Source organism: Micromonospora chaiyaphumensis, assembly GCF_900091435.1.
Classification (GTDB): domain Bacteria; phylum Actinomycetota; class Actinomycetes; order Mycobacteriales; family Micromonosporaceae; genus Micromonospora; species Micromonospora chaiyaphumensis.
Window position 1 is genome coordinate 144,815 of sequence record NZ_FMCS01000002.1, and the last position, 23,623, is coordinate 168,437.

Genomic DNA, 23,623 nt, shown 5'->3' on the forward strand with positions numbered 1-23,623 from the left:
CCAGCCAGCGGTCAGCCCAGCGCCTGCTCCAGATCGGCGAGCAGGTCGTCGACCGTCTCGATGCCGACAGACAGTCGCACGAGATCGCCGGGAACTTCAAGCGGCGAGCCGGCAGCGCTCGCGTGTGTCATCCGTCCCGGGTGCTCGATCAGGGATTCGACCCCGCCGAGCGACTCGGCGAGCACGAAGAGCTTCGCCCGGTTGCAGATCTCCACGGCGTGCTCCTCGCCGCCCGCCGCACGGAAGGAGATCATCCCGCCGAACCGGCGCATCTGCTTGGCGGCCACCTCGTGACCCGGGTGCGCGGGCAGGCCCGGGTAGATGACCTGCGCGACCTTGGCGTGACCGTCCAGGTAGGCGGCGATCCGCTCGGCGTTGTCGCAGTGCCGGTCCATGCGTACCCCGAGGGTCTTGATGCCGCGCAGGGTGAGCCAGGCGTCGAACGGGCCGTTCACGGCGCCCATCGCGTTCTGGTGGTAGCGCAGCTCCTCGCCGAGCGCGCGGTCGGCCGCGATCAGGGCGCCACCCACCACGTCGGAGTGTCCGCCGATGTACTTGGTGGTGGAGTGGACGACCACGTCCGCGCCGAACGCGATCGGCTGCTGGAGGTAGGGCGAGGCGAAGGTGTTGTCGACCACCAGCAGCGCGCCGGCGTCGTGCGCGACCGCGGCCAGCGCGGCGATGTCGGCGATGCCGAGCAGCGGGTTGGTCGGCGTCTCCACCCAGATGATCCGGGTGGCGCCGGGACGGATCGCGGCCCGCACCGCCTCCGGGTCGGAGACCTTCGCCGGGGTGTAGTCAAGCCCCCAGCGCTCGGCCACCTTGGCGAACAGGCGGTAGGTGCCGCCGTACGCGTCGTCCGGGATCACCACGTGGTCGCCCGGCTTGCAGACGGTCCGCAGCAGGGTGTCCTCGGCGGCCAGGCCGCTGGCGAAGGCGAGGCCCACCGGCCCGCCCTCCAGCGCCGCCAGGCACTCCTGGAGCGCGTCCCGGGTCGGGTTGCCGGAACGGCTGTATTCGTAGCCCTCACGGGGAGCGCCGACGGCGTCCTGGGCGTAGGTGCTGGTCTGATAGATCGGCGGGATCACCGCGCCGGTGCGGGCCTCCGGGTCCTGACCGGCGTGGATGGCGAGCGTCTCGAAGCCGTGACTCATTCCCGAGACGTTAGTCCGCCCGCCCGTCCCACCGCGTGGAACCCGCCCGGCGTCACAACCGGAAGGTTGTCCGACCGGTCGGCCATACTGGCTCGGTGACCCCGACCGGAGCGCTGCCGTCCCGCCTCCTCGGCGTGGCCGACCGGATTCCCGCCTCGCTGGGGCTCCTGGCCGGCCCCGACCGGGGCCGGGTCAGTCTGCCGGTGCGCCCGGGGGCGGACATCCGGCGTCGGTTGGCGAACGGGGAGACCGGCCCGACCGGCATCCCCGATGACGGCTGGGACACGTACCTCGATCAGCCCTGACCTCGGCGGACGCGGCTCGCCGGTCCTTCGACGTGAATCTTGGCGAGTTGCCGTTCCACGCGGACGGCAACTCCCCAAGATCGGCGCGGAACCGGCAAGATCGCGGGGCAGCGCCTAGCCTGGCGGGGTGAGCGGGTGCGTGTTCTGCGGGATCGTGGCGGGCGAGGTGCCCGCGTTCCGGGTCGCCGACGAGGCGGACGGCGTGGCCCTCCTGGACACCCGGCCGGTGTTCAAGGGGCACGTGCTCGTCGTGCCGCGCACCCACCTGGTCACCCTGGCCGACCTGCCGGCCGACGCGCTGCCCGGCTACTTCCGGCTCGTGCAGCGGCTCGCCGTGGCCGTGGAGGCCGGTCTGAGTGCCGGCGGGACGTTCGTGGCCATGAACAACAAGGTGTCCCAGTCGGTCCCCCACCTGCACACCCATGTGGTGCCGCGGACGAAGGGCGACGGGCTGCGCGGCTTCTTCTGGCCCCGGACCCGCTACGCCGACGACGCCGAGGCCGGGGACTTCGCGGGTCGGATCGCCGCCGCGCTGGCTGAGGACGGGACCGTCGGGTAAGGAACCGGGAACCGGCGCTGTTGCACACGCTGGGAAAGCCTAGAGAGGAGTCCCACCGTGTTCCTTCGCCGCATGAAGGCCGAGATGATCTCTCCCGACCAGGCCCTGCCGGGCCGTTCGATCGCGATGCCGATCGCCGACCGGCACGAGGTGCTGCCGTCCTCGCTGAAGGGCCCCTTCCCCGAGGGCGCGCAGGTCGCCGTCTTCGGGATGGGCTGTTTCTGGGGTGCCGAGCGGTTGTTCTGGACCCTCCCCGGCGTGCTCACCACGTCGGCCGGCTACGCGGGTGGCTACACCACCAACCCGACGTACGAGGAGGTCTGCTCGGGGATGACCGGGCACGCCGAGGTCGTCCAGGTGGTCTACGACCCGTCGCGGATCAGCTACGAGGACCTGCTCAAGGTCTTCTGGGAGAACCACGACCCGACCCAGGGCATGCGCCAGGGCAACGACGTCGGCACGCAGTACCGGTCGGCGATCTACGCCACCACCGACGAGCAGTTGGCCACCGCGCAGGCCTCGCGGGACGCCTTCGCGCCGATCGTGGCGCGGGCCGGCAAGGGTGAGATCACCACGGAGATCGCCCGCCTCGGCGACTACTACTTCGCCGAGGACTACCACCAGCAGTACCTCGCGCCGACCAAGAACCCGAACGGGTACTGCAACCACGGCCCCAACGGGCTGAGCTGCCCGGTGGGCGTGGCCCGTACCGCCGGCTGAGCGACCCGGTGTCCGTTTCCGGGCCTGCGGTGTTTGTCACACCGTGGGCCCGGCCCGATTCGGGCACACGGCCCGCCCGCCCATCGGATCTTCACCGAGGCCAGCCACCGGTTCGGCGTGGCCGCGCATCCTAGCAAAGACGTAACGTCCCCGACATCAGCTCAACAGGCGAACTGCAACATCCTCTGGCAGCATTGCCGGGCATGTGCGGACTGGCAGGAGAGTTCCGGCGGGACGGGTCGCGGGCCGACGTCGCGGCGGTGGAGCGGATGGCGGCCACCATGAGCGACCGGGGACCGGACGACAGCGGGGTCTGGTCGCAGGGGCCGGTCGCCCTCGGCCACCGCCGCCTGAAGATCATCGACCTCTCGGCGGCCAGTGGCCAGCCGCTGGTCGACCCGGCCGCCGGGCTCACCGGCGTCTTCAACGGCTGCATCTACAACTACCGCGAGCTGCGCGAGGAGTTGCAGGCCCGGGGGCACCGCTTCTTCTCCTCCGGCGACAGCGAGGTCGTCGTCAAGGCGTACGCCGAGTGGGGGCTCGACTTCGTCGACCACCTGGTCGGCATGTTCGCGGTGGCGATCAGCGAGCGGGACACCGGCCGCCTGGTGCTGGCCCGGGACCGGCTCGGCATCAAGCCGCTCTACCTGGCCGAGAGCCCCGGCGTGGTGCGCTTCGCCTCGACCCTGCCGGCGCTGCTCGCCGGCGGTGGCGTCGACACCGGCATCGACCCGGTGGCCCTCGCGCACTACCTGAGCTTCCACAGTATCGTGCCGCCCCCGCGGACCATCCTGCGCGGCGTCGCCAAGCTCCCCCCGGCCACGGTCCGGGTGTACGAGCCGGACGGCACCCGCCGCGACCGGGTCTACTGGGACCCGGCCTTCACCCGGGCCGCCGAGCGGGCCGGCTGGTCCGAGCGGGACTGGCAGGACGCGCTGCTGGAGTCGCTCACCACGGCCGTCCGCCGCCGGATGGTGGCCGACGTGCCGGTGGGCGTGCTGCTCTCCGGCGGGCTCGACTCCAGCCTCGTGGTCGCGCTGCTGGCCGGCGAGGGGCAGTCCGGGCTGGCCACCTTCTCCATCGGCTTCGACGCGGTGGGCGGCCGGGAGGGCGACGAGTTCGTCTACTCCGACCTGGTCGCGAAGACCTTCGGCACCGACCACCACCAGATCCGGGTGCCCACCGGCGACCTGCTGCCGCCGCTGGAGGCCGCCGTCGCCGCCATGAGCGAGCCCATGGTGAGCCACGACTGCGTGGCGTTCTGGCTGCTCAGCCAGGAGGTCGCCCGGCACGTCAAGGTGGTCCAGTCCGGCCAGGGCGCGGACGAGATCCTGGGCGGCTACCACTGGTACCCGCCCCTGGCCGGCGTCGACCGGGAGCGGGCGCTGGAGACGTACGCGAGGGCGTTCTTCGACCGCGACGCTGCCGGCCTCGCCCGGGTGCTCAGTCCCGCGTGGCTTGCCGACGGCGACCCGGCGCGGGAGTTCGTGGCGGCGCACCTCGGCCGGCCCGGGGCGCAGACCGCGGTGGACGCCGGCCTGCGCATCGACACCCAGGTCATGCTCACCGACGATCCGGTCAAGCGGGTCGACAACATGACCATGGCGCACGGGCTGGAGGCCCGGGTGCCGTTCCTCGACCACGAGTTCGTCGAGCTGGCCGCGAGCTGCCCGCCGGAGCTGAAGCTGGCCCAGGGCGGCAAGGGCGTGCTCAAGGAGATCGGCCGGCGGGTCCTGCCGCACGAGGTCATCGACCGGCCGAAGGGCTACTTCCCCGTTCCGGGCCTCACCCACCTGGAGGACAAGCTCCTCGACCGGGTACGCGACGCGCTCACCGCCCCCGAGGCCCGCCGTCGCGACCTGTTCCGCGCCGACTACGTCGACGCGCTGCTCGCCGACCCGAACGCCGAACTGACCCCGTTGAACGGAAACAAGCTGTGGCAGCTGGGACTCCTGGAAATGTGGCTCCAGAGCCACGGAATCGACTGACCGTGACCGACACCCTCGCAACCGGAACGGCACCGACCGACCGGGAACGGGTGCTGGGCCGGCGCCGGGAACGGGTCGGCCCGGGCGGCGACCCGGTGGCCCCCGGCACCCCCGAGCCCGACCGCCGCTCGGGCGACGGGTCCGGCGTGGTGCTGGACTGCGGCTGGGGCCGGCTGGTCTTCGGGCAGACCTTCGCCGAGCAGGTCGAGGTCGCCGACGTGCTGCGTTCCGAGGCGGTCGGGGCCCGGGACATCTGCATCTACCTGCGCGACCCGCACGTGCTGGTCTCCCGCCTCCCCGACGAGCTGTTCATCGACCCGTCGCTGACCTACCGGCTGCCGCTCGGCGAGCACCGGCCGGCCGCCACCGAGGGCGCCGAGATCCCGGGGCTGGCCGTCCGGCCGCTGCGCGACGCCGCCGACGCGGACGCGGTGAACCGCATCTACGCCCGCAACGGCATGGTCACGGCGCCCGTGGAGGTGCTTGTCGACAACGCCGCCACCGACCGGTTCCTGCACCTGGTCGCCGAGGACGCGACCGGCGAGGTGGTGGGCACCATCACCGGGGTGGACCACGTCGCGGTCTTCGGTGACCCGGAGAACGGCGCCAGCCTCTGGTGCCTGACCGTGGACTTCAACACGGCGCCGCCCGGCACCGGCCAGGCGCTGCTCACCGCGCTGGCCGACCGGCTCGACGCGCGCGGCCGGGGGTACGTGGACCTGTCGGTGCTGGCCGAGAACTCGGGGGCGATCCGCCTCTACGAGCGGCTCGGCTTCCACCGCACCGGGACACTCTGCGTGAAGCGGAAGAACCCGATCAACGAGCGGCTCTTCCTACCCGCCATGCCGGCCGGGTACGACGAGCTGAACCCGTACGCGAAGATCGTCGCGGACGAGGCGATGCGGCGCGGCATCCGGGTCGAGGTGACCGATCCGCGCTGGGGTGAGCTGCGGCTGAGCATCGGCGGCCGGACGGTACACACCCGCGAGTCGCTCTCGGAGCTGACCTCGGCCGTGGCCATGAGCCGCTGCGACGACAAGCGGGTCACCCGGCGCATCCTCGCCGAGGCGGGCCTGTCCGTGCCGCGCGGCCGCACGGCCACCGGCGACGCCGACGACCTGGCGTTCCTGGCCGACGTCGGCCCGGTGGTGGTCAAGCCGGCCCGGGGTGAGCAGGGCAACGGCATCACGGTCGGGGTACGCACGCCCGAGGCGCTCACCGCCGCGGTCGAGCTCGCTCGCCGGTTCTGCCCGGACGTGCTGATCGAGGAACTGCGGGAGGGCGAGGACCTGCGGGTGGTCGTCATCGACCACGAGGTGGTGGCCGCGGCGGTCCGCCGGCCCGCCCAGATCACCGGGGACGGGGTGCACGACGTCACCGAGCTGATCGAGCGGCAGAGCCGCCGCCGCGCGGCCGCCACCGGCGGCGAGTCCCGCATCCCCATCGACGACATGACCCGCGAGGTGGTGGCCGATGCCGGCCACCGGATGCACGACGTGCTCCCCGAGGGGCAGGTGCTGGCCGTCCGCCGGACCGCCAACCTGCACACCGGAGGCACCATCCACGACGTGACCGCCGAGCTGCACCCGGCCATCGCCGAGGCGTGCGTGACGGCCAGCCGGGCGCTGGACATCCCGGTCACCGGGCTGGACCTGCTGGTGCCCGCCGCCGACCGGCCGGAGCACGTGTTCATCGAGGCGAACGAGCGGCCCGGCCTGGCCAACCACGAGCCCCAGCCGACCGCCGAGCGCTTCGTCGACCTGCTCTTCCCCGGCACCCGGGCGCCGCAGCGGCTCTGGTCGCCGGCCGGCACGGGAGGGGCCGCGTGAGCCCGAAGCCGCTGGAGCTCGACCTCGACTACCTGCGCCAGGTGCTGGTCGAGCTGCTGGAGATCCCCAGCCCGTCGGGGCGTACCGACCACGTGCAGCAGTACGTCGGCGAGCGGCTCTCGGCGCTCGGCATCAGCTCGACGCTGACCCGGCGCGGTGCGCTGAGCGCCAGCCTGCCCGGCCCCCGGGAGACCGGGGCCGACCGGGCCGTCGTGGTGCACACCGACACCATCGGCGGCATGGTGAAGCGGCTCAAGGACAACGGCCGGCTGGAGGTGAAGCCGATCGGCACGCACAGCGCCCGCTTCGCCGAGGGCGCCCACGTGCGGATCTTCACCGACGACCTGGACCGGGTGATCACCGGCCAGGTGCTGCCGCTGAAGGCCAGCGGGCACCGCTACAACGAGGGCGTCGACCTCCAGGGCGTCGGCTGGGAGGTGGTCGAGGTCCGGGTCGACGAGCCGGTCACCGACGAGGCCGGGCTCCGGGCGCTCGGCGTCGACGCCGGGGACTTCGTGGCGCTGCTCGCCCACCCGACGATCACCCCGAGCGGGTACGTGAAGTCGCGGCACCTGGACGACAAGGCCGGCGTGGCGGCGGTGCTGACCGCGTTCAAGGCGCTGGTCAACGCGGGCGTCACGCCGGCGGTCACCGCGCACCTGCTGGTCACGGTCACCGAGGAGATCGGGCACGGCGCGAGCCACGGCCTCGACCCCGACGTGGCGGAGATCGTCTCGGTGGACGCCGCGGTGGTCGCGCCCGGCCAGCAGTCCCGGGAGGACGCCGCCACGCTCGCCATGGGCGACGGGGTGGGCCCGTTCGACTACCACCTCACCCGGCACCTTGCCGCCATCGCCCGGGAGCACGGCGTCCACCTGGTCCGGGACGTCTTCGACTACTACCGCTCGGACGTGGCGGCGGCGGTCGAGGCGGGCGCGCACGCCCGGGTCGCGCTGCTCGGCTTCGGCGTGGACGCCACCCACGGCCACGAGCGCACCCACCTGGACGGGCTGCGGCACCTCGCCCAGCTGCTCTGCCTCTACCTCCAGAAGCCGCTGGTCTTCCCCGAGTGGGACGCGGAGCCCGAGGGCGACCTGGCCGACTTCCCGTCGCTGGCCGTCCAGCCGGCCTCCGAGGAGGGCCCGCGTGAGGGCCCGATCGGCCTGGACTGAGCCGGGGCGCGCCGGATTCCCGTTCCGCCTGTGATCCAAATCCGTTGCCGGGCTCACCGGGAAGTCGATAGCGTGGCGGTACACGGGAAAGGAGGTGGTCCAGACTTGTATAGCAATCGGACTCGTGAGGTGGCTGTCCGCTAGCCGCTGTCCTCGACAGTGAAACACCGTCCGCCGCGAGGCGGGCATCAGGCACCATCGTCGAGACCGTGTGGCAGCGGTGCGGCGAAACCACGACAGCCACCCGACCCCCGGGGTGCCGGCCCAGTCCAGCCGGCCCGCGCGCGAGCGCGGAAGCCCCGGGGGTCGCTTCATGTCTGCGGCAGGAGGCCCCGCGTGTCCATGCGCGAGCTGGTGATCCTCGGTACGGCCAGCCAGGCGCCCACCCGGCAGCGCAACCACAACGGCTACCTGCTGCGCTGGGACGACGAGGTGCTGCTCTTCGACCCCGGCGAGGGCAGCCAGCGGCAGATGCTGCACACCGGGATCTCCGCCACCGACCTGACCCGGATCTGCGTCACCCACTTCCACGGCGACCACTGCCTGGGCCTGCCCGGCATGATCCAGCGGCTCTCCCTGGACCGGGTCCCGCACCCGGTGGCCGTGCACTTCCCCGCCGGGGGCGCCGAATACTTCGCCCGGCTGCACCACGCGTCGAGCTTCTACGAGGCCGCCGAGCTGGCGGTCGAGCCGATCGAGGCCGACGGGCAGCGGATCAGCCTGGGCATCGGCACGCTGGAGGCCCGCCGGCTGCGGCACCCCGTCGAGACCTACGGCTACCGGCTCGTGGAGCCGGACGGCTGCCGCATGCTGCCGGAGAAGCTGTCGGCGTACGGCATCGCCGGCCCCGCGGTCGGCCAGCTCCTCCGCGACGGCCACCTGGACGTGGCCGGGCGCCGCGTCACCCGGGACGAGGTGAGCGTGACCCGGCCGGGGCAGCGGTTCGCCTTCGTCATGGACACCGGGCTCTGCGACGGCGTGTGGGCCCTGGCCGAGCACGCCGACCTGCTGGTCATCGAGTCGACCTTCCTGGAGCCGGAGGCCGCCCTCGCCGCCGAGGTCGGCCACCTCACCGCCGGCCAGGCCGCGCGCGTGGCGGCCGAGTCGGGGGTACGCACGCTCGTGCTCACCCACTTCTCCCAGCGGTACGCGGACCCGCGCCGCTTCGCCGACGAGGCACGCGCGCACTTCACCGGGGAGCTGGTGATCGCCGAGGACCTGATGACCGTTCAGGTGCCGCCCCGGCGGGTAGCCTCGGCCGGGTGACGGTCTCCCTGCGCCCCGCCACCGGCGCCGACCTCATGGCCGTCGGCGCCCTGCACCAGCGGTCCCGGGTCGCGGCGTACGCGTCGTTCCTGCCGCCGGAGGCGCTGGCGGACCCGACCCCGGAGGCGATGGGCCGGTACTGGACCGAGCGGGTGACCTGGGAGGGCGCCGACCACCGGATGACCGTGGCCGAGCGCGACGGCCGGCTCGTCGGCTTCAGCTACCTGGGGCCGGACGACGAGGGCGACCCGGCCACCGGCCTGCTCAACGCCATCCACCTGGAGCCGGCCGAGCGCGGGCGGGGCACCGGGCGGGCGCTCATGGTGGACGCCCTCGACGCCATGCGGGCCCGCGGCTGGTCCCGGGCGGTGCTCTGGGTGCTCCGGGACAACGCGCCCGCCCGCCGCTTCTACGAGCGGGGCGGCTGGACCGCCACCGGCGGGCAGCGCGACGACGTCATCGGCACCGTCCTCGTCCCCCAGCTCCGCTACGCCCGTTCGCTCTGAGCGGATCGGGGCATGGGCGTCGATGCCGGCGCGTTGGCACCGGCATGGACACCGAACACACCGAGCGGGCGGAGGACGCCGCGCTCGACGCGTACTCCCGGGTGGTGACCGGCGTGGCCGCCCGGGTGCTGCCCAGCGTTGCCGCCCTGTCGGTGCGGACCCCGCGCGGCGCCGGCGCCGGCTCGGCCGTGGTGATCGGCCCGGACGGGCTGCTGCTGACGAGCGCCCACGTGGTGCAGGGCGCCCGGGACGGGTCGGCCGCCTTCGGTGACGGCACCGAGACCGGCTTCCGGGTGGTGGGCGCGGACCCGCTCTCCGACCTGGCCGTGCTCCGGGCGGAGCGGGTGACCGTGCCGCCGGTGGAGCTGGGCGACGCCGACCGGCTGCGGATCGGCCAGCTGGTCGTCGCCGTCGGCAACCCCATGGGGCTGGCCGGGTCGGTCACCGCCGGGGTGGTCTCCGGGCTGGGCCGGTCGCTGCCGGCCCGGGACGGGCGGGTCACCCGGCTCATCGAGGACGTCATCCAGACCGACGCGGCGCTCAACCCGGGCAACTCCGGCGGCGCGCTGGCCGACTCGGCCGGCCGCGTGGTCGGGGTCAACACGGCGGTCGCCGGCTACGGCCTCGGGCTGGCCGTGCCGGTGAACGCCACCACCCGCCAGATCATCGCCGACCTCACCGGCGACGGCCGGGTCCGCCGGGCCTGGCTGGGCGTGGCCGGGGTGCCGGTGCCGCTGCCGCCGGAGATCACCGCGCGGACCGGGCAGCGGCGCGGGCTGCGGGTGGTCGAGGTGGTGCCGGGCAGCCCGGCCGGGGTGGCCGGGCTCTACCTCGGCGACGTGATCGTGGCGGCGGGCGGCCGGCCCGTGCAGGACGGTCAGGGCCTGCAGCGGCTGATGCTCGGCCCGGCGATCGGCGCCCGCCTCCCGGTCACCGTGCTGCGTCGCGGCGCCTTCGTCGACGTCGTCGCCGTGCCCGCCGAGCTGGGCCGGTGACGCGACGAGGGCCGCACCCCGCGCGGGGTGCGGCCCTCGTGTCGGTCCGTCAGCGCGCGCCGAGGTGGGCGAGCAGGTCCTGCCGCGTCAGCACGCCCTTGGGCTTGCCGTCGACCAGCACCAGGGCGGCGTCGGCCTTCTCGAGCAGCGTGACCGCCTCGCTGACCGGCTGGCCGCCACCGATCATGGGCAGCGGGTCGGCCATGTGCCGCTCGATCGTGTCGTGCAGGTGGGCCTGGCCGGTGAAGAGCGCGTCGAGCAGGTCCTTCTCGGCGATCGAGCCGGCCACCTCGCCGGTCACCACGGGCGGCTCGGCCTTGAGCACCGGGAGCTGGGAGACGCCGTACTCCCGCATGTAGTCGATCGCGTCGCGGACCGTCTCGGTCGGGTGCACGTGCACCAGCTCGGGCAGGCCGCCCGGCTTGCCGCCGAGCGCGTCGGCCACGGTCGGCTCGGCGCCCGAGTTGTCCAGGAAGCCGTACCGGGCCATCCACTGGTCGTTGAAGATCTTGGACATGTAGCCCTTGCCGCTGTCCGGCAGGAGCACCACGATCACGTCATCCGGGTTGGCCTTGCGGGCCACCTCCAGGGCCGCGACCACGGCCATGCCGCAGGAGCCGCCGACCAGCAGGCCCTCCTCGCGGGCCAGCCGCCGGGTCATCTCGAAGGACTGCTTGTCCGAGACCTCGACGATCTCGTCGGCCACGGTGCGGTCGTAGGTCTCCGGCCAGAAGTCCTCGCCGACGCCCTCGACCAGGTAGGGACGGCCGGTGCCGCCCGAGTAGACCGAGCCCTCCGGGTCCGCGCCGACCACCCGGACCCGCCCCTCGGACGCCTCCTTCAGGTAGCGGCCGATGCCGGAGATGGTGCCGCCGGTCCCGACGCCCGCCACGAAGTGGGTGAGCTGCCCCTCGGTCTGCCGCCAGATCTCCGGGCCGGTGGTCTCGTAGTGCGAGCGCGGGTTGGCCGGGTTGCTGTACTGGTTGGGCTTCCAGGCGCCGGGGATCTCCCGGGCCAGCCGGTCCGAGACGTTGTAGTAGGAGCGCGGGTCCTCCGGCGCCACGGCGGTCGGGCAGACCACGACCTCGGCGCCGTACGCCCGCAGCACGTCCTGCTTGTCCTGGCTGACCTTGTCCGGGCAGACGAAGACGCACTTGTAGCCCTTGAGCTGGGCGACGAGGGCCAGCCCCACGCCGGTGTTGCCGCTGGTCGGCTCGACGATCGTGCCGCCCGGCTGGAGCAGGCCGGCCTTCTCGGCGTCCTCGACCATCCGCAGCGCGATCCGGTCCTTCACCGAACCGCCCGGGTTGACGTACTCCACCTTCGCCAGCACGGTCGCCTGGATGCCCTCGGTGACGTTGCGCAGGCGGACCAGCGGGGTGTTGCCGATCAGCTCGACCACGTTGTCGTAGTACTGCACCTCGTTGTGCCCTTCGTCGCGCCGCCGTCGTGGGGCGGCCGGTAAGTCGTCAGTTCGTCGCCCAGGGTACGTGCCGTCAGGGCACCACATGCCCCGGGATGACGGACCTGCGACGTGCCTCCCACTCCAGGAAGCGCTCGGTCTCGGCGAGCACGCTGCCGGCCAGCCAGGTGACCATCACCGCGTCGTCGGCCAGGCCGAAGATCGCCAGCGGGATCTCCGGCAGCAGGTCGATCGGCGAGACGATGTACGCCGTCGCGCCGGCCATGAGGGCCAGCCGCAGCCCGCCGTCGTACTCGCCCCGGGCGGTGGCCCGGATCATCCGGGGCAGCGCCGCCAGCCGGGCACCCAGCGACGGGCCACCCCGCGCCCCGGCCGCCAGCGCCCGGGCCAGCGCGGTGAAGGCCGCGCTCCGCTTCAACGTCTTCCCCATCTCCTCGCCCCTCTCCGCTCGACCAGGGTGCGGTCCCGGCGCAAGCCCGGTCCTGCCCCTACCGGTACCCGGAACGGTCGCGTCCCAGCCATGACGATCACGGGAGAGCGGGTGTCGTGGTGGCGCGATAATGTCGGTACATGGGGGACGCTGGTTCCGTCGCGCCGGTCGGCTGGCAGCGCGCCCGGCGGATCGCCCGCCTGACGGCGATCGGCACGGGCGCCACGGTGGCGGCCACCGTCGCCACGGGCGGGGTGCTGCTGGGTCAGGCCCGCCAGGCCCGCCGGACCATCCCGATGGCCGAGGCGCCCCCGCCGCGCTGCGACGGCATCTACGGCGCGAAGCTGCCCGGCCCGCCGGTCACCATGGTGATCCTCGGCGACTCCTCGGCCGCCGGCTACGGCGTGCACCGCCGCCGGGAGACGCCGGGGGCGCTGCTGGCCACCGGGCTGTCCCGCCGGCTGCACCGGCCGGTCCGGCTGCACCGGTTCGCCGTGGTGGGCGCCCTGTCGGCCGGGCTGAAGCCGCAGGTCGAGTCGGCCCTGGAGGTCGAACCGGACATCGCGGTCGTCCTGGTCGGCGGCAACGACGTCACCAACCGCACCCCGCCCTCGGTGGCCGTGCGCTACCTGGTCGACGCGGTCCGCACGCTGCGGGCCGCCGGCTGCGAGGTGGTCGTGGGCACCTGCCCCGACCTGGGCGCGATCCGGCCGATCCAGCCGCCGCTGCGCTGGCTGGCCCGCCGCTGGAGCCGCCAGCTCGCCGCCGCCCAGACGATGGCCGTCGTCGAGGCGGGCGGCTGGACGGTCTCCCTCGGCGACCTGCTCGGCCCGCGGTTCGCCGCCGAGCCGACCCGGATGTTCGCCTGGGACCGGTTCCACCCGTCCGCCGAGGGGTACGCGGTGGCCGCGGCGGCGCTGCTGCCCACCGTGCTCTCCGCGCTGGGCGCCGGCCAGGAACGCCGCCCCGCGCTCGCGGGCGCGGAGGGCGTGCGGTCGCTCCCGGAGGCCGCCCAGGAGGCGGCCCGGCACGCGGGCACCGAGGTCAGCGCCACCAGGGTCCGGGGCCGCGAGCGCGGGCCGGGTGGGCGCTGGGCGCAGCTCCGGCGGCGGGCGTTCTTCGGCGTCGGCGCGGTGCCGCAGCCCGGTGCCGCCGCCGACCCGGCCCAGGTGGAGGGGCTGGCATGAGCGCGGTCGCGGGGGCATCATCAGCAGGCACAACGTGTGCCATGCTCATGTCGACGCCGTTCGCCACGAGCAGTCCGACCCACGGGTCGTGGGAGCTGGGGAGGTGTCGTCATGACCGAGCGTAACGAGCTCGCGGTCCGGCTCGGTCGGGCCGCCGCGCTCTCGCTGCTCGCCGGCACGGTGGGCGGGGCGGTCGTCCTCGCCGGCCAGGCCATCGCCGCCCGCAGCCGGGAATACGCCCAGCCCGAGCTGGGCCTGGCGCTGCGCGCCACGGTCGGCCGGGCGGACGCCCCGCCGCTGCGGCTCGTGCTGCTCGGCGACTCGTCGGCGCTCGGCGTCGGCGTCGAACGCTTCGAGGAGACCATCGGCGGCCAGCTCGCCCAGCTCCTGGCCGAGGCGCCGACCGGCCGGCGCGTGCACCTGTCCAGCGTTGGGGTCTCCGGCTCCCGCTCCACCGACCTGGCCACCCAGGTGGCCCGGGCGCTGCTCGGCGAGCGGCCCGACGTGGCGGTGATCCTCATCGGGGCGAACGACGCCACCGGGCTGGCCCGCCCGGCCGACGCGGCGGCCTACCTCGGCTCCGCCGTGCGCCGGCTGCGCGAGGCGCACGTCGAGGTGGTCGTGGGCACCTGCCCCGACCTCGGCGCGGTCCGCGCCGTCGCGTCCCCGCTGCGGCAGGTGCTCGGCTGGGCGGGGCGGCGGGTGGCGCGCGCACAGACGACCGCCGTGCTCGACGCCGGGGGCAGCGTCGTCGACCTGGGCACCGAGACCGGCCCGGTGTTCCGGGCCGATGCCGGCACCCTCTGCCACGACGGCTTCCACCCGTCCGCCGACGGCTACCGGGTCTGGGCGCACGCCCTGCTCCCCGCGGTCGAGGCGGCCGCCGCGGTCGCCTACCGGCACCACCACTGAGCCCCGGCGGGGTGACATTTCCCGCCCGCCGCGCGGCTTCCGCCACAAGTTACCGGCGGGTTAACGTTGGTTCATGCCGATTGAGTCGCCCCGCGACGCCGTCATCGTCGCCACCGCCCGGTCCCCCATCGGCCGCGCGTTCAAGGGTTCCCTGCGGGAGGTCCGCCCGGACGACCTCGCCGCCACGATCGTCCAGGCCGCCCTCGACAAGGTCCCGGCGCTCGATCCCACCACCATCGACGACCTCTACCTGGGCTGCGGCCTGCCCGGCGGCGAGCAGGGCTTCAACATGGCCCGGGTGGTCGCCACCCTGCTGGGCCTGGACGGCCTGCCCGGTGCCACGCTGACCCGCTACTGCGCCTCCTCGCTCCAGACCACGCGGATGGCGATGCACGCGATCCGGGCCGGCGAGGGCGACGTCTTCATCTCGGCCGGCGTGGAGACCGTCTCCCGGTACGCGCGGGGCAACTCGGACACCCTCCCGCCTGAGGCGCAGGCGCTGGTCGGCGGCGGCTGGGAGAACCCGCGCTTCGCCGAGGCGCGCGAGCGCTCGAAGGCCCGGGCCCAGGGCGGCGCCGAGGTGTGGACCGACCCGCGCGAGGCCGGCCAGCTCCCCGACATCTACCTGACCATGGGGCAGACCGCGGAGAACCTCGCCCAGGTCTACGACGTGACCCGCGAGGACATGGACGCGTTCGGCGTGCGCAGCCAGAACCTGGCCGAGAAGGCGATCGCGGACGGCTTCTGGGCCCGCGAGATCACCCCGGTCACCACGCCGGACGGCACCGTGGTGAGCACCGACGACGGCCCGCGCCCGGGCGTGACCCTGGAGGCCGTGGCCGGTCTTAAGCCGGTCTTCCGCCCGGACGGCCGGATCACCGCCGGCAACTGCTGCCCGCTCAACGACGGCGCGGCCGCCGTGGTGATCATGAGCGCCGAGCGCGCCCGCGAACTCGGGCTCACCCCGCTCGCCCGGATCGTCTCCACCGGCGTCACCGCGCTCTCGCCGGAGATCATGGGCCTGGGCCCGGTCGAGGCGTCCAAGCAGGCGCTGAAGCGCGCCGGCATGACCATCGACGACGTCGACCTGGTCGAGATCAACGAGGCGTTCGCCGCCCAGGTGATCCCGTCGTACCGGCAGCTCGGCATCCCCGAGGAGAAGTTGAACGTGATGGGCGGCGCGATCGCCGTCGGCCACCCGTTCGGCATGACCGGCGCCCGGATCACCGGCACCCTGCTCAACGCGCTGGAGTGGCACGACCGGACCATCGGTCTGGAGACCATGTGCGTGGGCGGCGGCCAGGGCATGGCCATGGTGCTCGAACGCCTGAACTGAGGCCGATTCCCCGACACCGGGGCCGGGTACGGGAGGCGCCATGGCGACCGTCGTGGAACGCGAACGCAAGTACTCCGGCGACGAGGGATTCCGGCTGCCCGACCTGACCGGGTGCGGTGGCGTCGCGACGACGTCCGACGCCACCGTGCTCGACCTGGACGCGGTCTACTGGGACACCGCCGACCTCCGGCTGGCCCGCAGCGGCTACGCGCTGCGGCGGCGGACCGGCGGGCACGACGCGGGCTGGCACCTCAAGGTGGGCGCGGTCGGCGGCGCGCGCACCGAGCACCAGTTCGCGGCCGGGCCGGACGACGCCGACCCGCCGCCCGACCTGGTCGCGCTCTTCCGCGGCGCGTCCCGTGGCCGGCCGGTCGCCCCGGCCGCGCGGGTCGTCACCCGCCGCCGGGAACGCCGCCTGCTCGACGCGGCGGGCCGCCCGCTCGCCGAGGTGGCCGAGGACGACGTCCACGCCGAGGATCTGGTGAGCGGCGAGCGGCAGGCCTGGCACGAGCTGGAGGTCGAGCTGGTCGAGGGCGACGAGGCGCTGCTCGACGCGGTGGACGACCGGCTGCGCGCGGCCGGCGCCCGGACGGTCCCGGTCTCGAAGTCGCACCGCGCGCTGGGCGGCCGGCTCGCCGCCACCCGGCCGGCGCCCGCCGACCCGGCCGCCGCGCCCGTGGTCGACTACCTCACCGCCCAGCGCGACACGCTGATCGGCCACCACGCCGCCGCGCTCGGCGGCGACGAGGACGCCGTGCACGACATGCGGGTGGCCGTCCGCCGGCTCCGCTCCACACTGCGGACGTTCCGCGGGCTGTGGGACCGGGCGGAGAGCGAGGCGGTACGGGCGGAGCTGCGCTGGCTGGGCGCCCGGCTCGGGCCGGTCCGGGACGTCCAGGTGATGGCCGCCCGGCTGGCCGACGCGGTCCACGCGGAACCGGACGAGCTGGTGCTCGGCCCGGTCCCGGCCCGCTTCGCCGAGCGGTTCGCCGCCGACCTGGCCACCGCCCTCGACGGGCTGCGCGCCGCGCTCGGCTCGGACCGTTACACCGACCTGCTGCGCCGGCTGGACGCGCTGGTGGAAGGGCCGACCGCGCGCGCCGTACGGCCCCGCTGGGTGAACCGGCGGGTGCGCCGGGCGGTGACCCGCTTCGACGACCGGCTGGACCGGGCGCTGGCCGGCGGAAACGACGACGAGGCCCTGCACGAGGCCCGCAAGGCGGGCAAGCGGGCGCGGTACGCCGTCGAGGTGCGCCGGCCCACGGCGAAGCTGGTCGACCGGTTCAAGGACCTCCAGGACGTGCTCGGCGCACACCAGGACTCGGTGGTGACCCGCGAGGTGCTGCGCGAGCAGGCGCTGCGGGCGTACGCCGACGGCGAGAACACCTTCACCTACGGCCTGCTGCACGCCCGACAGGCCGCCGTGGCCGACCGGGCCGGCCCGGCGCTGGCGAAGGCGCGCGACCGGGCCCGCCGCCGGAAGGTGCGGCGCCGGCTCGGCTGACCGCCGGCTACAGCGCGGACCGGGTCCGGGCGACCGCGGCGGCCGCACCGGCCAGCACGGGCTCCGGCGCGCCGGCCGCCAGCAGGTCGGCGGCGACCACCCGGAGCTGGTCGGGCAGGGCCAGGTCGCTGGGAAGCCGGGGCACGTCGCGGCGCGGCTCCCCCTCGGCGTCGGCCGCCAGGTTGGCGATCTCCTGGACCAGCTTGTGCACGAGGTCGGCGCGGGACACGTTGCCACCCTCGGCCGCCGCCGACCAGCGCGGCTGCTCCCAGTGCCCGACCTGCCGGACCAGCAGCGTCACGGCCCGGTCCAGTTCCCCTGCGCTCATCGCGGCCGAGTCTACGACGGCTCCAGGTCGCGGCGCGGCGGCAGACCGGCCTTGCCGTACGGTCAGCGGCGGACGTAGCTGAGCAGGCGCAGGATCTGCCAGTACAGGAAGATCAGCCCGACCAGCAGGCCGAACGCGCAGAACCAGGCGTACCGGCGGGGCAGGCCGTGACGGGCGGAGCGTTCGACCAGGTCGAAGTCGAGGACGAAGCTGAGCGCGCCGGCGATGATCGCGACCACCGAGAAGAGGTACGGCAGCCAGCCCACCCGCGCGGAGAGGCTGTAGACCTCGACGCCCTGCTTCCCGGTGAACAGGTAGGTGACCAGGTTGACCAGGCCGATCGCCACGATGCCGATGAGCGTGCCGACGACCAGCCGGGCCAGCCGCGGGGTGGCCCGGACAAGCCGGGCCCGGTAGAGCAGCGCCATGCCGAGGAACACCCCGAACGTGCCGACCACCGCCTGCGCCACGATGCCCGGGTAGACCAGTTCGAAGGCACGGCTGGCTACGCCGAGCAGCAGGCCCTGAAGCACCGCGTACCCGGCAATCAGTGGCGGGTTGGTGATCTGCTTCAGCGAGATGACCAGCACGAGCGCCAGGCTGGCCAGGGCGCTGCCGGCCAGCGCCGCGGAGATCCACGCCGCCTGCGGCACGAGCACCCAGGCCAGCGCCGCGGTGACGCCGGTGAGCAGCAGCAGCCCGACCGTCCGGCTGACCACGTCGGCCACCGTCATGGTGTCGGCGGCCCCCACGCCGAGCACCTGCCGCTCGGCCCGGCCCACGTCGTCCAGCCGGTCCAGCACCGGGTTGGCACTGCGCACCGCGACCTCCTCGCGCCGACGTACCCCGGCTCCCACTCTGCCCCGGGCGGCCCGGCGGCGGCGGGTAAACGACGACGCCCGCCGCCGCGGGCGCGGCAGCGGGCGTCGCAGGTCGGGCGGGGTCGGTCAGTCGTCGCCCTGGAAGTAGCTCAGCAGCCGGAGGATCTCCAGGTAGAGCCAGACCAGGCCGACCACGATGCCGAACGCGGCCGTCCAGGAGTAGCGCTGCGGGAGCCCCATCCGGACGCCGTCCTCGATCTCCGCGAAGTTGAGCACGAAGCTCAGCGAGGCGACCACGATGCAGACCAGGCTGAAGCCGATGGCCAGCGGGCTGCCGTCACGGAGGTGGGTGTTGACGCCGAAGAGCGCGAGCACCAGGTTGATCAGCATGACGCCGAACAGACCCGCGATGATCGCCACCATGATCCGGGCGAACTTCGGGGTGGCCCGGATGATCCGCGCCTTGTAGATCATCGCCATCAGGAAGAAGACGCCGAAGGTGGCGACGACGGCCTGGAGCACGATGCCGTCGTAGAACGTGTCGAACGTCTTGCTGACCATGCCGACGAAGACGCCCTCGACGATCGAGTACGCCACCACGAGCGCCGGGTTGGCCATCCGGGAGAACGAGATGACCAGGCCGAGGACGAGGCCGACCACGGCGGCGCCGATCCAGGCCACCCCGGTCAGGGCGTCGGGCACGAGCACCCAGGCCGCAGCGGCCGAGGCGCCCAGGATGCCGAGCATCAGCACCGTCTTGACGACCACGTCGTCGAGGGTCATCGGGGTCACGGCGGGCGGGGCCGCCGGGTAGCCGTGGCCCGTCGGGTACGGCTGCTGCTGCGGGTACTGCGGGTACTGCTGCGGATATCCGGGCTGACCGTACGGCCCGGGCTGGGCGTACCCGGCCGCCCGCTCCCGCTCAGCCGCCTGGCCGAGCCGGGCGAGCACCGGGTTCGTGGTCTTCACTTCTCAGGCCTCCCTCAGGGGGTCGATGCACGTGAACGTGCCTCTCCAGGGTAAACGGGGTGGCAACGCCGTGCGCGGCGCGAAGCTGTGGGAAAGCTGAGAGTTGGTGCCCGGGGCGGGGGTCGAACCCGCACGCCTTGCGGCAGCCGCTTTTAAGGCGGCCGTGTCTGCCGTTCCACCACCCGGGCGGGTGACACCGGCGCGTCGACACGCGGCGGTGCAGATCTCACCGTAGCGGCTGCGTCGCGGCCCGGCGTACCCCGTGGGTTCCGGCCGATATGGTCGAGGCCGTGACCAGCGCCGCCCGCACGGCCCCCGGGCCCGACCCCGACGAGGCACTCCGTCTCGACCCGGCCGTCCGCCCGGGCCGGGCGGCCCGGCTGCTGGCCGCCGGCCGCCGGCACCGCGCGGACCTGCTGGCCGGCCTGCTCTTCGCCGCGCTCGCCGGCTGGCTCACCCACGGGCTGTGGCCGGCGCCCGGGCAGCGGATGCTCGCCTTGAACCCGGCCGACCAGACCCTCTACGAGTGGTTCCTGGCGGTCGACGCGCGCGCCCTGCTCGGCGACTTCGGCCTGATCACCGACCGGCTGAACGCGCCGGACGGGGTCAACCTCATGACGAACACCAGCGTGATCGCGCTCGGCGTGCTGCTCGCCCCGGTCACCCTCGTCCTCGGTGCGCCGGTCACCTTCGCCCTGCTGGCCGCGGCCAACCTGGCCGGCACGGCGCTGGCCTGGTACCTGCTCCTGACCCGGACGCTGCGGGCCCGTCGGCTCGCCGCCGGGCTCGGGGCGGCGCTCTGCGGCTTCGGTCCCGGCATGGTCTCGCAGAGCAACGCCCACCTGCACATGACCGCCCAGTGGCTGGTCCCGGTGATCGTCTGGCTGGTGATCCGGCTGCTCCGGGCCGCCGACCCGGCCGGCCGGACGGACGGCCCGGACCGCCGCCGGCTGGCCAGCTCGGTCCTCGGCCTGGCCACGGCCGTCACCGTCCAGGTCTTCGTCGGCGAGGAGGTGCTCTTTCTCACCGCGCTCACCCTGCTGGTCATGGCCGTCGCGTACGGGCTGGCCGACCGGGCGCTGCTGCGCCGGGCGCTGCCCGGCTTCGCCGGTGGACTGATGTGCGCCGCCGGGCTGGCCCTGCTCGTGCTGGCGTATCCGCTGTGGCTCCAGTTCGCGGGGCCACAGGGCGTCTCGGACGGGATGTTCAGCCCGGACTACTTCTCGGCCGACCTGACGAGCTGGACCCGGCTCTCCACGCTGTCGGTGCTGGGCGGCGCCGACGCGGCCCGGCTGACCACCGGCCCGGCCGAGTTCAACACCTTCCTGGGCTGGCCGCTGCTGCTGGTGGCCGTCGGCTGCGCGGGCTGGCTGGGCCGGCGCGCCCTGGTCGTCGCCTGCCTCGCCGGGGCGCTGGTCATGGCGGCGCTCTCGCTCGGCCCCGAGGTGGTGGTCGGCGGGGAGCGCACCGGCGTCCCCGGCCCGTACGCCCTGCTGGCCGGCCTGCCCGTGGTGGACGGCGCGCTGCCCATGCGGTTCGGCCTCGTGGTGCTGCCGCTCGCCGGGACGGTGCTCACCCTGGCCGTGCACCGGGCACTCGGCGAGCGGGGGTCGGCCCGCCGGCTGGTCCCCCTCGCGGTCGGCGCGGCCCTGCTCAGTGTCTTCCCCGCGCCGCTGCCCACCACCGACCGGCCGCCGCTGCCGGAGTTCGTGACCGGCGGGCACTGGCGGCAGTGCGTACGCCCCGGCGGGGTGCTCGTGCCGGTGCCGACGGCCACCCCGAAGGACCCGTGGCCGATGCGCTGGGCCACCGAGGCCGACGCCGCCTTCGGCATGCCGGAGGGCTTCTTCATCGGCCCGTACGGCCGCAACGGCTCGGCCACCATGGGCACGTACCAGCGTCCCACCTCCGCCCTGCTGGCCGACGTCGCGAAGCGGGGGGTGGCGCCCGCGGTGGGCGACCGGCAGCGCCGGCAGGCCGCCCGGGACATCGAGTTCTGGGGCGCCTCCTGCGTGGCGCTGACCGACGGCGCGCCGCACGCGGAGACCCTGCGCCGGACCCTGGAGCAGCTCTTCGGGCCGGGCACCCGGATCGCCGACGCCTGGACCTGGCGGTTCTGACCCCGGACACGGGAAAGGGCCCCTCCCGTGCGGGAAGGGCCCTTTCCGGTTGCTCTGACGCGCGACGGTTCAGACGCGCGTTCGTTCAGACGCGCGCGCCGACCGGCGGGGCGGACGCCTCGGCGAACTCCTCGCGCGGGTCGTGCAGCTGGCCCAGGGCGACCACCTCACGCTTGAGGAAGAACGCCAGCGACCAGTCGACCACGACCCGGACCTTGCGGTTGAAGGACGGGATCCGCGACATGTGGTACGTGCGGTGCATGAACCAGGCCGGCCAGCCGGTCATCTTCACGCCGTAGACCTGCGCCACGCCCTTGTGCAGGCCGAGGCTGGCGACGCTGCCCGCGTGCTTGTGCTTGTAGTCGACCGGCTCGCGCCCGCGGATCACGTTCACGATGTTGTCGGCCATCCGGGCGGCCTGCCGCACCGCGTGCTGCGCGCTCGGCGAGCAGAAGTTGCCCGGCTCCTTGGTCAGGTCCGGCACGGCGGCGCAGTCGCCGGCGCTCCACGCGCCCTCGACCACCCGGTCGCCGTCCACGATCTGGAGGGTGGGCAGGCAGGTGACCCGGCGCCGCTCGTCGCGCGGGAAGTCGGTCGCGTCCAGCATCGGCGACGGCTTCACGCCCGCCGTCCAGACGATCGTGTCGGACGGGAAGACGGACCCGTCGGAGAGCTTCGCGACCCCGTCGACGCAGGACTCCAGCCGGGTGTCCAGGCGGATGTCCATGTTCCGCTTGAGCAGCTCCTGCACCGTGTAGGCACCCATGTCCCGGTCGACCTCGGGCAGCACCCGCTGGGTGGCTTCGACCAGAACCCAGCGCATGTCCTCCGGCTTCAGCTCCGGGTAGTAGCGCAGCGCGTCCCGGGCCATGTCCTCCATCTCGGCGAGCGCCTCGATGCCGGCGTAACCACCGCCGACGAAGACGAAGGTCAGCGCGCGGCTGCGCACCTCCGGGTCGGTGGTGGCGGCCGCCACGTCGAGCCGGTCCAGCACGTGGTTGCGGAGGAAGATCGCCTCACCGATGGTCTTGAACCCGATGCCGTTTTCGTGCAGGCCGGGGATCGGCAGGGTGCGGGAGACCGAACCGGGGGCGACCACCACGTGGTCGTACTGGATCTCCCGGGTCGGGCCGCTGATCGGCTGCACCACGGCGGTCTTGCGGTCGTGGTCGATCCGGGTGACCGTGCCGGCCACGACCTTGCACTTGCGCAACTCCCGCCGCAGCGGCACCACAGCGTGCCGCGGGGAGATGTTGCCCGCCGAAGCCTCCGGGAGGAACGGCTGGTAGGTCATGTGCGGCTGCGGGTCGACGACGATGACCTCGGCCTCACGGGAGCTCAGCTTCTTGGACAGGCGCAGAGCGGCGTACAGGCCCACGTGCCCGGCACCCACGACAAGGATCCGCTTCGGATTCACGTCATCTATCTTTCCCCGGGCGGCTCGGCTAATCCCGATCGAGACCCCCACTTGTGACGGAGCACAACCCCTGTGACCTGCGCAACTTCTCGGGGCGTCCCGTTATCTGCGACGCAGGAGCCACGCCAGAAGGCCACTGAGACCCACCGCCACCAGCAGCCCCACCACTGTCGCCGCCTGGGAACCTCGGTCCCCGCCGGCCTCGCCGAGTGCGGCCAGCACGATGCCGAGCACGGCGGCGGCGAGCACCACCGCGCCGGCCCGGGCCAGCCAGCGCAGCACCAGGTCCGGGTCGACCACCGCGTCGTAGGGCAGCAGCGCGGCCAGCGCGCACAGCGTGTGCGCCAGGTAGAGGAGCGTGGCCACGGCGAGCAGCCGCCACAGCGCCGGCGGCCGGTCGAAGCCGAGCGTGGCGAGCAGCCAGCCACCGATGGTCACCAGCGCCGCGAAGGTCGGCCAGACCCGGCGCGGACCGACCGCCGGCAGCACCGCCACCACGGTGAGGGCCAGCAGCGACCGCGGGGTGAGGGCCTGCCCGGGGTACGCGACCAGGAAGCCGACCAGCACGCTGAGGAAGATGCCGGCCCGCAGCAGCAGCGGCGTCGGGCTGATCCGCCGCACCGCGTACCGGAGCGCACGCACGCGCTCGTTCAGCCCGTCGACGAGATCGTTCATCTGCGCC

Annotated in this window: 22 protein-coding genes and 1 tRNA gene; 14 read left to right on the forward strand and 9 right to left on the reverse strand. The window is 74.0% G+C overall.

Going from position 1 to position 23,623, the window contains the following annotated elements:
* Positions 1–11: 11 nt before the first annotated feature.
* Positions 12–1,154 (reverse strand): cystathionine gamma-synthase, encoded by a 1,143-nt coding sequence (locus GA0070214_RS06400; protein WP_091260194.1) that lies wholly within the window; start codon positions 1,152–1,154, stop codon positions 12–14.
* 95 nt (positions 1,155–1,249) lie between these two features.
* On the opposite strand from GA0070214_RS06400, the gene GA0070214_RS06405 reads away from it, so the two are divergent.
* The 9 genes from GA0070214_RS06405 to GA0070214_RS06445 all read left to right on the forward strand — a co-directional run bounded on the left by GA0070214_RS06405 (position 1,250) and on the right by GA0070214_RS06445 (position 10,494).
* Entirely contained in the window at positions 1,250–1,459 is a 210-nt protein-coding gene (locus tag GA0070214_RS06405; RefSeq protein ID WP_091260195.1) for a hypothetical protein, read from the forward strand.
* Between the two features lie 127 nt (positions 1,460–1,586).
* On the forward strand, positions 1,587–2,018 hold the full coding sequence (locus GA0070214_RS06410; protein ID WP_091260197.1) for an HIT family protein: 432 nt from the start codon (positions 1,587–1,589) through the stop codon (positions 2,016–2,018).
* A 57-nt stretch (positions 2,019–2,075) separates the two neighbouring features.
* The gene (gene msrA / locus GA0070214_RS06415; protein ID WP_091260199.1) at positions 2,076–2,738 is read left to right on the forward strand and encodes a peptide-methionine (S)-S-oxide reductase MsrA; all 663 of its coding nucleotides are present in this window, start codon (positions 2,076–2,078) and stop codon (positions 2,736–2,738) included.
* A 203-nt stretch (positions 2,739–2,941) separates the two neighbouring features.
* Positions 2,942–4,726: an N-acetylglutaminylglutamine amidotransferase gene (locus GA0070214_RS06420; RefSeq protein WP_091260202.1), complete on the forward strand. Its 1,785-nt coding sequence runs from the start codon at positions 2,942–2,944 to the stop codon at positions 4,724–4,726.
* 2 nt (positions 4,727–4,728) lie between these two features.
* The gene (gene ngg, locus GA0070214_RS06425) at positions 4,729–6,555 is read left to right on the forward strand and encodes an N-acetylglutaminylglutamine synthetase (RefSeq protein WP_091260204.1); all 1,827 of its coding nucleotides are present in this window, start codon (positions 4,729–4,731) and stop codon (positions 6,553–6,555) included.
* Positions 6,552–7,727, forward strand: a complete 1,176-nt coding sequence (locus GA0070214_RS06430) for an osmoprotectant NAGGN system M42 family peptidase (RefSeq protein WP_091260206.1) — start codon at positions 6,552–6,554, stop codon at positions 7,725–7,727. Before ngg ends, GA0070214_RS06430 begins: the two co-directional genes overlap by 4 nt.
* 336 nt (positions 7,728–8,063) lie before the next feature.
* A complete protein-coding gene (locus GA0070214_RS06435; protein ID WP_091260207.1) occupies positions 8,064–8,993 on the forward strand; it encodes a ribonuclease Z in 930 nt (309 codons plus the stop codon).
* The gene (locus GA0070214_RS06440; RefSeq protein ID WP_091260209.1) at positions 8,990–9,499 is read left to right on the forward strand and encodes a GNAT family N-acetyltransferase; all 510 of its coding nucleotides are present in this window, start codon (positions 8,990–8,992) and stop codon (positions 9,497–9,499) included. The genes GA0070214_RS06435 and GA0070214_RS06440 overlap by 4 nt, the downstream gene beginning before the upstream one ends.
* 44 nt (positions 9,500–9,543) lie before the next feature.
* Complete coding sequence (locus GA0070214_RS06445; RefSeq protein ID WP_091260211.1) at positions 9,544–10,494, forward strand: S1C family serine protease; 951 nt, start codon at positions 9,544–9,546, stop codon at positions 10,492–10,494.
* A 49-nt stretch (positions 10,495–10,543) separates the two neighbouring features.
* Here GA0070214_RS06445 and GA0070214_RS06450 read toward each other — a convergent pair whose 3' ends face one another.
* Together GA0070214_RS06450 and GA0070214_RS06455 are read right to left on the reverse strand one after the other, a co-directional pair.
* Positions 10,544–11,914: a cystathionine beta-synthase gene (locus GA0070214_RS06450; protein WP_091260213.1), complete on the reverse strand. Its 1,371-nt coding sequence runs from the start codon at positions 11,912–11,914 to the stop codon at positions 10,544–10,546.
* 76 nt (positions 11,915–11,990) lie between these two features.
* Positions 11,991–12,347 carry a YkvA family protein gene (locus tag GA0070214_RS06455; protein WP_091260214.1) on the reverse strand — a complete coding sequence of 119 codons (357 nt, stop codon included), beginning with the start codon at positions 12,345–12,347 and terminating at the stop codon, positions 11,991–11,993.
* A 140-nt stretch (positions 12,348–12,487) separates the two neighbouring features.
* Between GA0070214_RS06455 and GA0070214_RS06460 the strand changes: the two genes are divergently transcribed.
* The 4 genes from GA0070214_RS06460 (at position 12,488) to GA0070214_RS06475 (ending at position 17,286) form a co-directional block, all read left to right on the forward strand.
* Complete coding sequence (locus GA0070214_RS06460; RefSeq protein ID WP_091260216.1) at positions 12,488–13,534, forward strand: SGNH/GDSL hydrolase family protein; 1,047 nt, start codon at positions 12,488–12,490, stop codon at positions 13,532–13,534.
* Positions 13,535–13,645: 111 nt separating this feature from the next.
* On the forward strand, positions 13,646–14,446 hold the full coding sequence (locus GA0070214_RS06465; protein WP_091260218.1) for an SGNH/GDSL hydrolase family protein: 801 nt from the start codon (positions 13,646–13,648) through the stop codon (positions 14,444–14,446).
* Between the two features lie 73 nt (positions 14,447–14,519).
* Positions 14,520–15,782 (forward strand): acetyl-CoA C-acetyltransferase, encoded by a 1,263-nt coding sequence (locus tag GA0070214_RS06470; protein ID WP_091260221.1) that lies wholly within the window; start codon positions 14,520–14,522, stop codon positions 15,780–15,782.
* A 40-nt stretch (positions 15,783–15,822) separates the two neighbouring features.
* Positions 15,823–17,286 (forward strand): CYTH and CHAD domain-containing protein, encoded by a 1,464-nt coding sequence (locus GA0070214_RS06475; RefSeq protein ID WP_091260227.1) that lies wholly within the window; start codon positions 15,823–15,825, stop codon positions 17,284–17,286.
* Positions 17,287–17,293: 7 nt separating this feature from the next.
* On the opposite strand, the gene GA0070214_RS06480 is transcribed toward GA0070214_RS06475, so the two are convergent.
* The 4 genes from GA0070214_RS06480 to GA0070214_RS06495 all read right to left on the reverse strand — a co-directional run bounded on the left by GA0070214_RS06480 (position 17,294) and on the right by GA0070214_RS06495 (position 19,592).
* Positions 17,294–17,614: a hypothetical protein gene (locus GA0070214_RS06480; RefSeq protein WP_091260229.1), complete on the reverse strand. Its 321-nt coding sequence runs from the start codon at positions 17,612–17,614 to the stop codon at positions 17,294–17,296.
* Positions 17,615–17,676: 62 nt separating this feature from the next.
* The gene (locus GA0070214_RS06485) at positions 17,677–18,435 is read right to left on the reverse strand and encodes a Bax inhibitor-1/YccA family protein (protein ID WP_091260231.1); all 759 of its coding nucleotides are present in this window, start codon (positions 18,433–18,435) and stop codon (positions 17,677–17,679) included.
* 126 nt (positions 18,436–18,561) lie between these two features.
* Positions 18,562–19,404 carry a Bax inhibitor-1/YccA family protein gene (locus tag GA0070214_RS06490; RefSeq protein WP_091260233.1) on the reverse strand — a complete coding sequence of 281 codons (843 nt, stop codon included), beginning with the start codon at positions 19,402–19,404 and terminating at the stop codon, positions 18,562–18,564.
* A 104-nt stretch (positions 19,405–19,508) separates the two neighbouring features.
* A tRNA-Leu gene (locus GA0070214_RS06495) sits at positions 19,509–19,592 on the reverse strand.
* A gap of 90 nt (positions 19,593–19,682) precedes the next feature.
* Here GA0070214_RS06495 and GA0070214_RS06500 point away from each other — a divergent pair.
* Entirely contained in the window at positions 19,683–21,524 is a 1,842-nt protein-coding gene (locus GA0070214_RS06500) for a DUF6311 domain-containing protein (RefSeq protein ID WP_091260235.1), read from the forward strand.
* An 85-nt stretch (positions 21,525–21,609) separates the two neighbouring features.
* Here GA0070214_RS06500 and GA0070214_RS06505 read toward each other — a convergent pair whose 3' ends face one another.
* The gene (locus GA0070214_RS06505) at positions 21,610–22,941 is read right to left on the reverse strand and encodes an NAD(P)/FAD-dependent oxidoreductase (RefSeq protein ID WP_091260237.1); all 1,332 of its coding nucleotides are present in this window, start codon (positions 22,939–22,941) and stop codon (positions 21,610–21,612) included.
* A 102-nt stretch (positions 22,942–23,043) separates the two neighbouring features.
* A complete protein-coding gene (locus tag GA0070214_RS06510) occupies positions 23,044–23,616 on the reverse strand; it encodes a hypothetical protein (RefSeq protein ID WP_091260239.1) in 573 nt (190 codons plus the stop codon).
* Between the last annotated feature and the right edge of the window lie 7 nt (positions 23,617–23,623).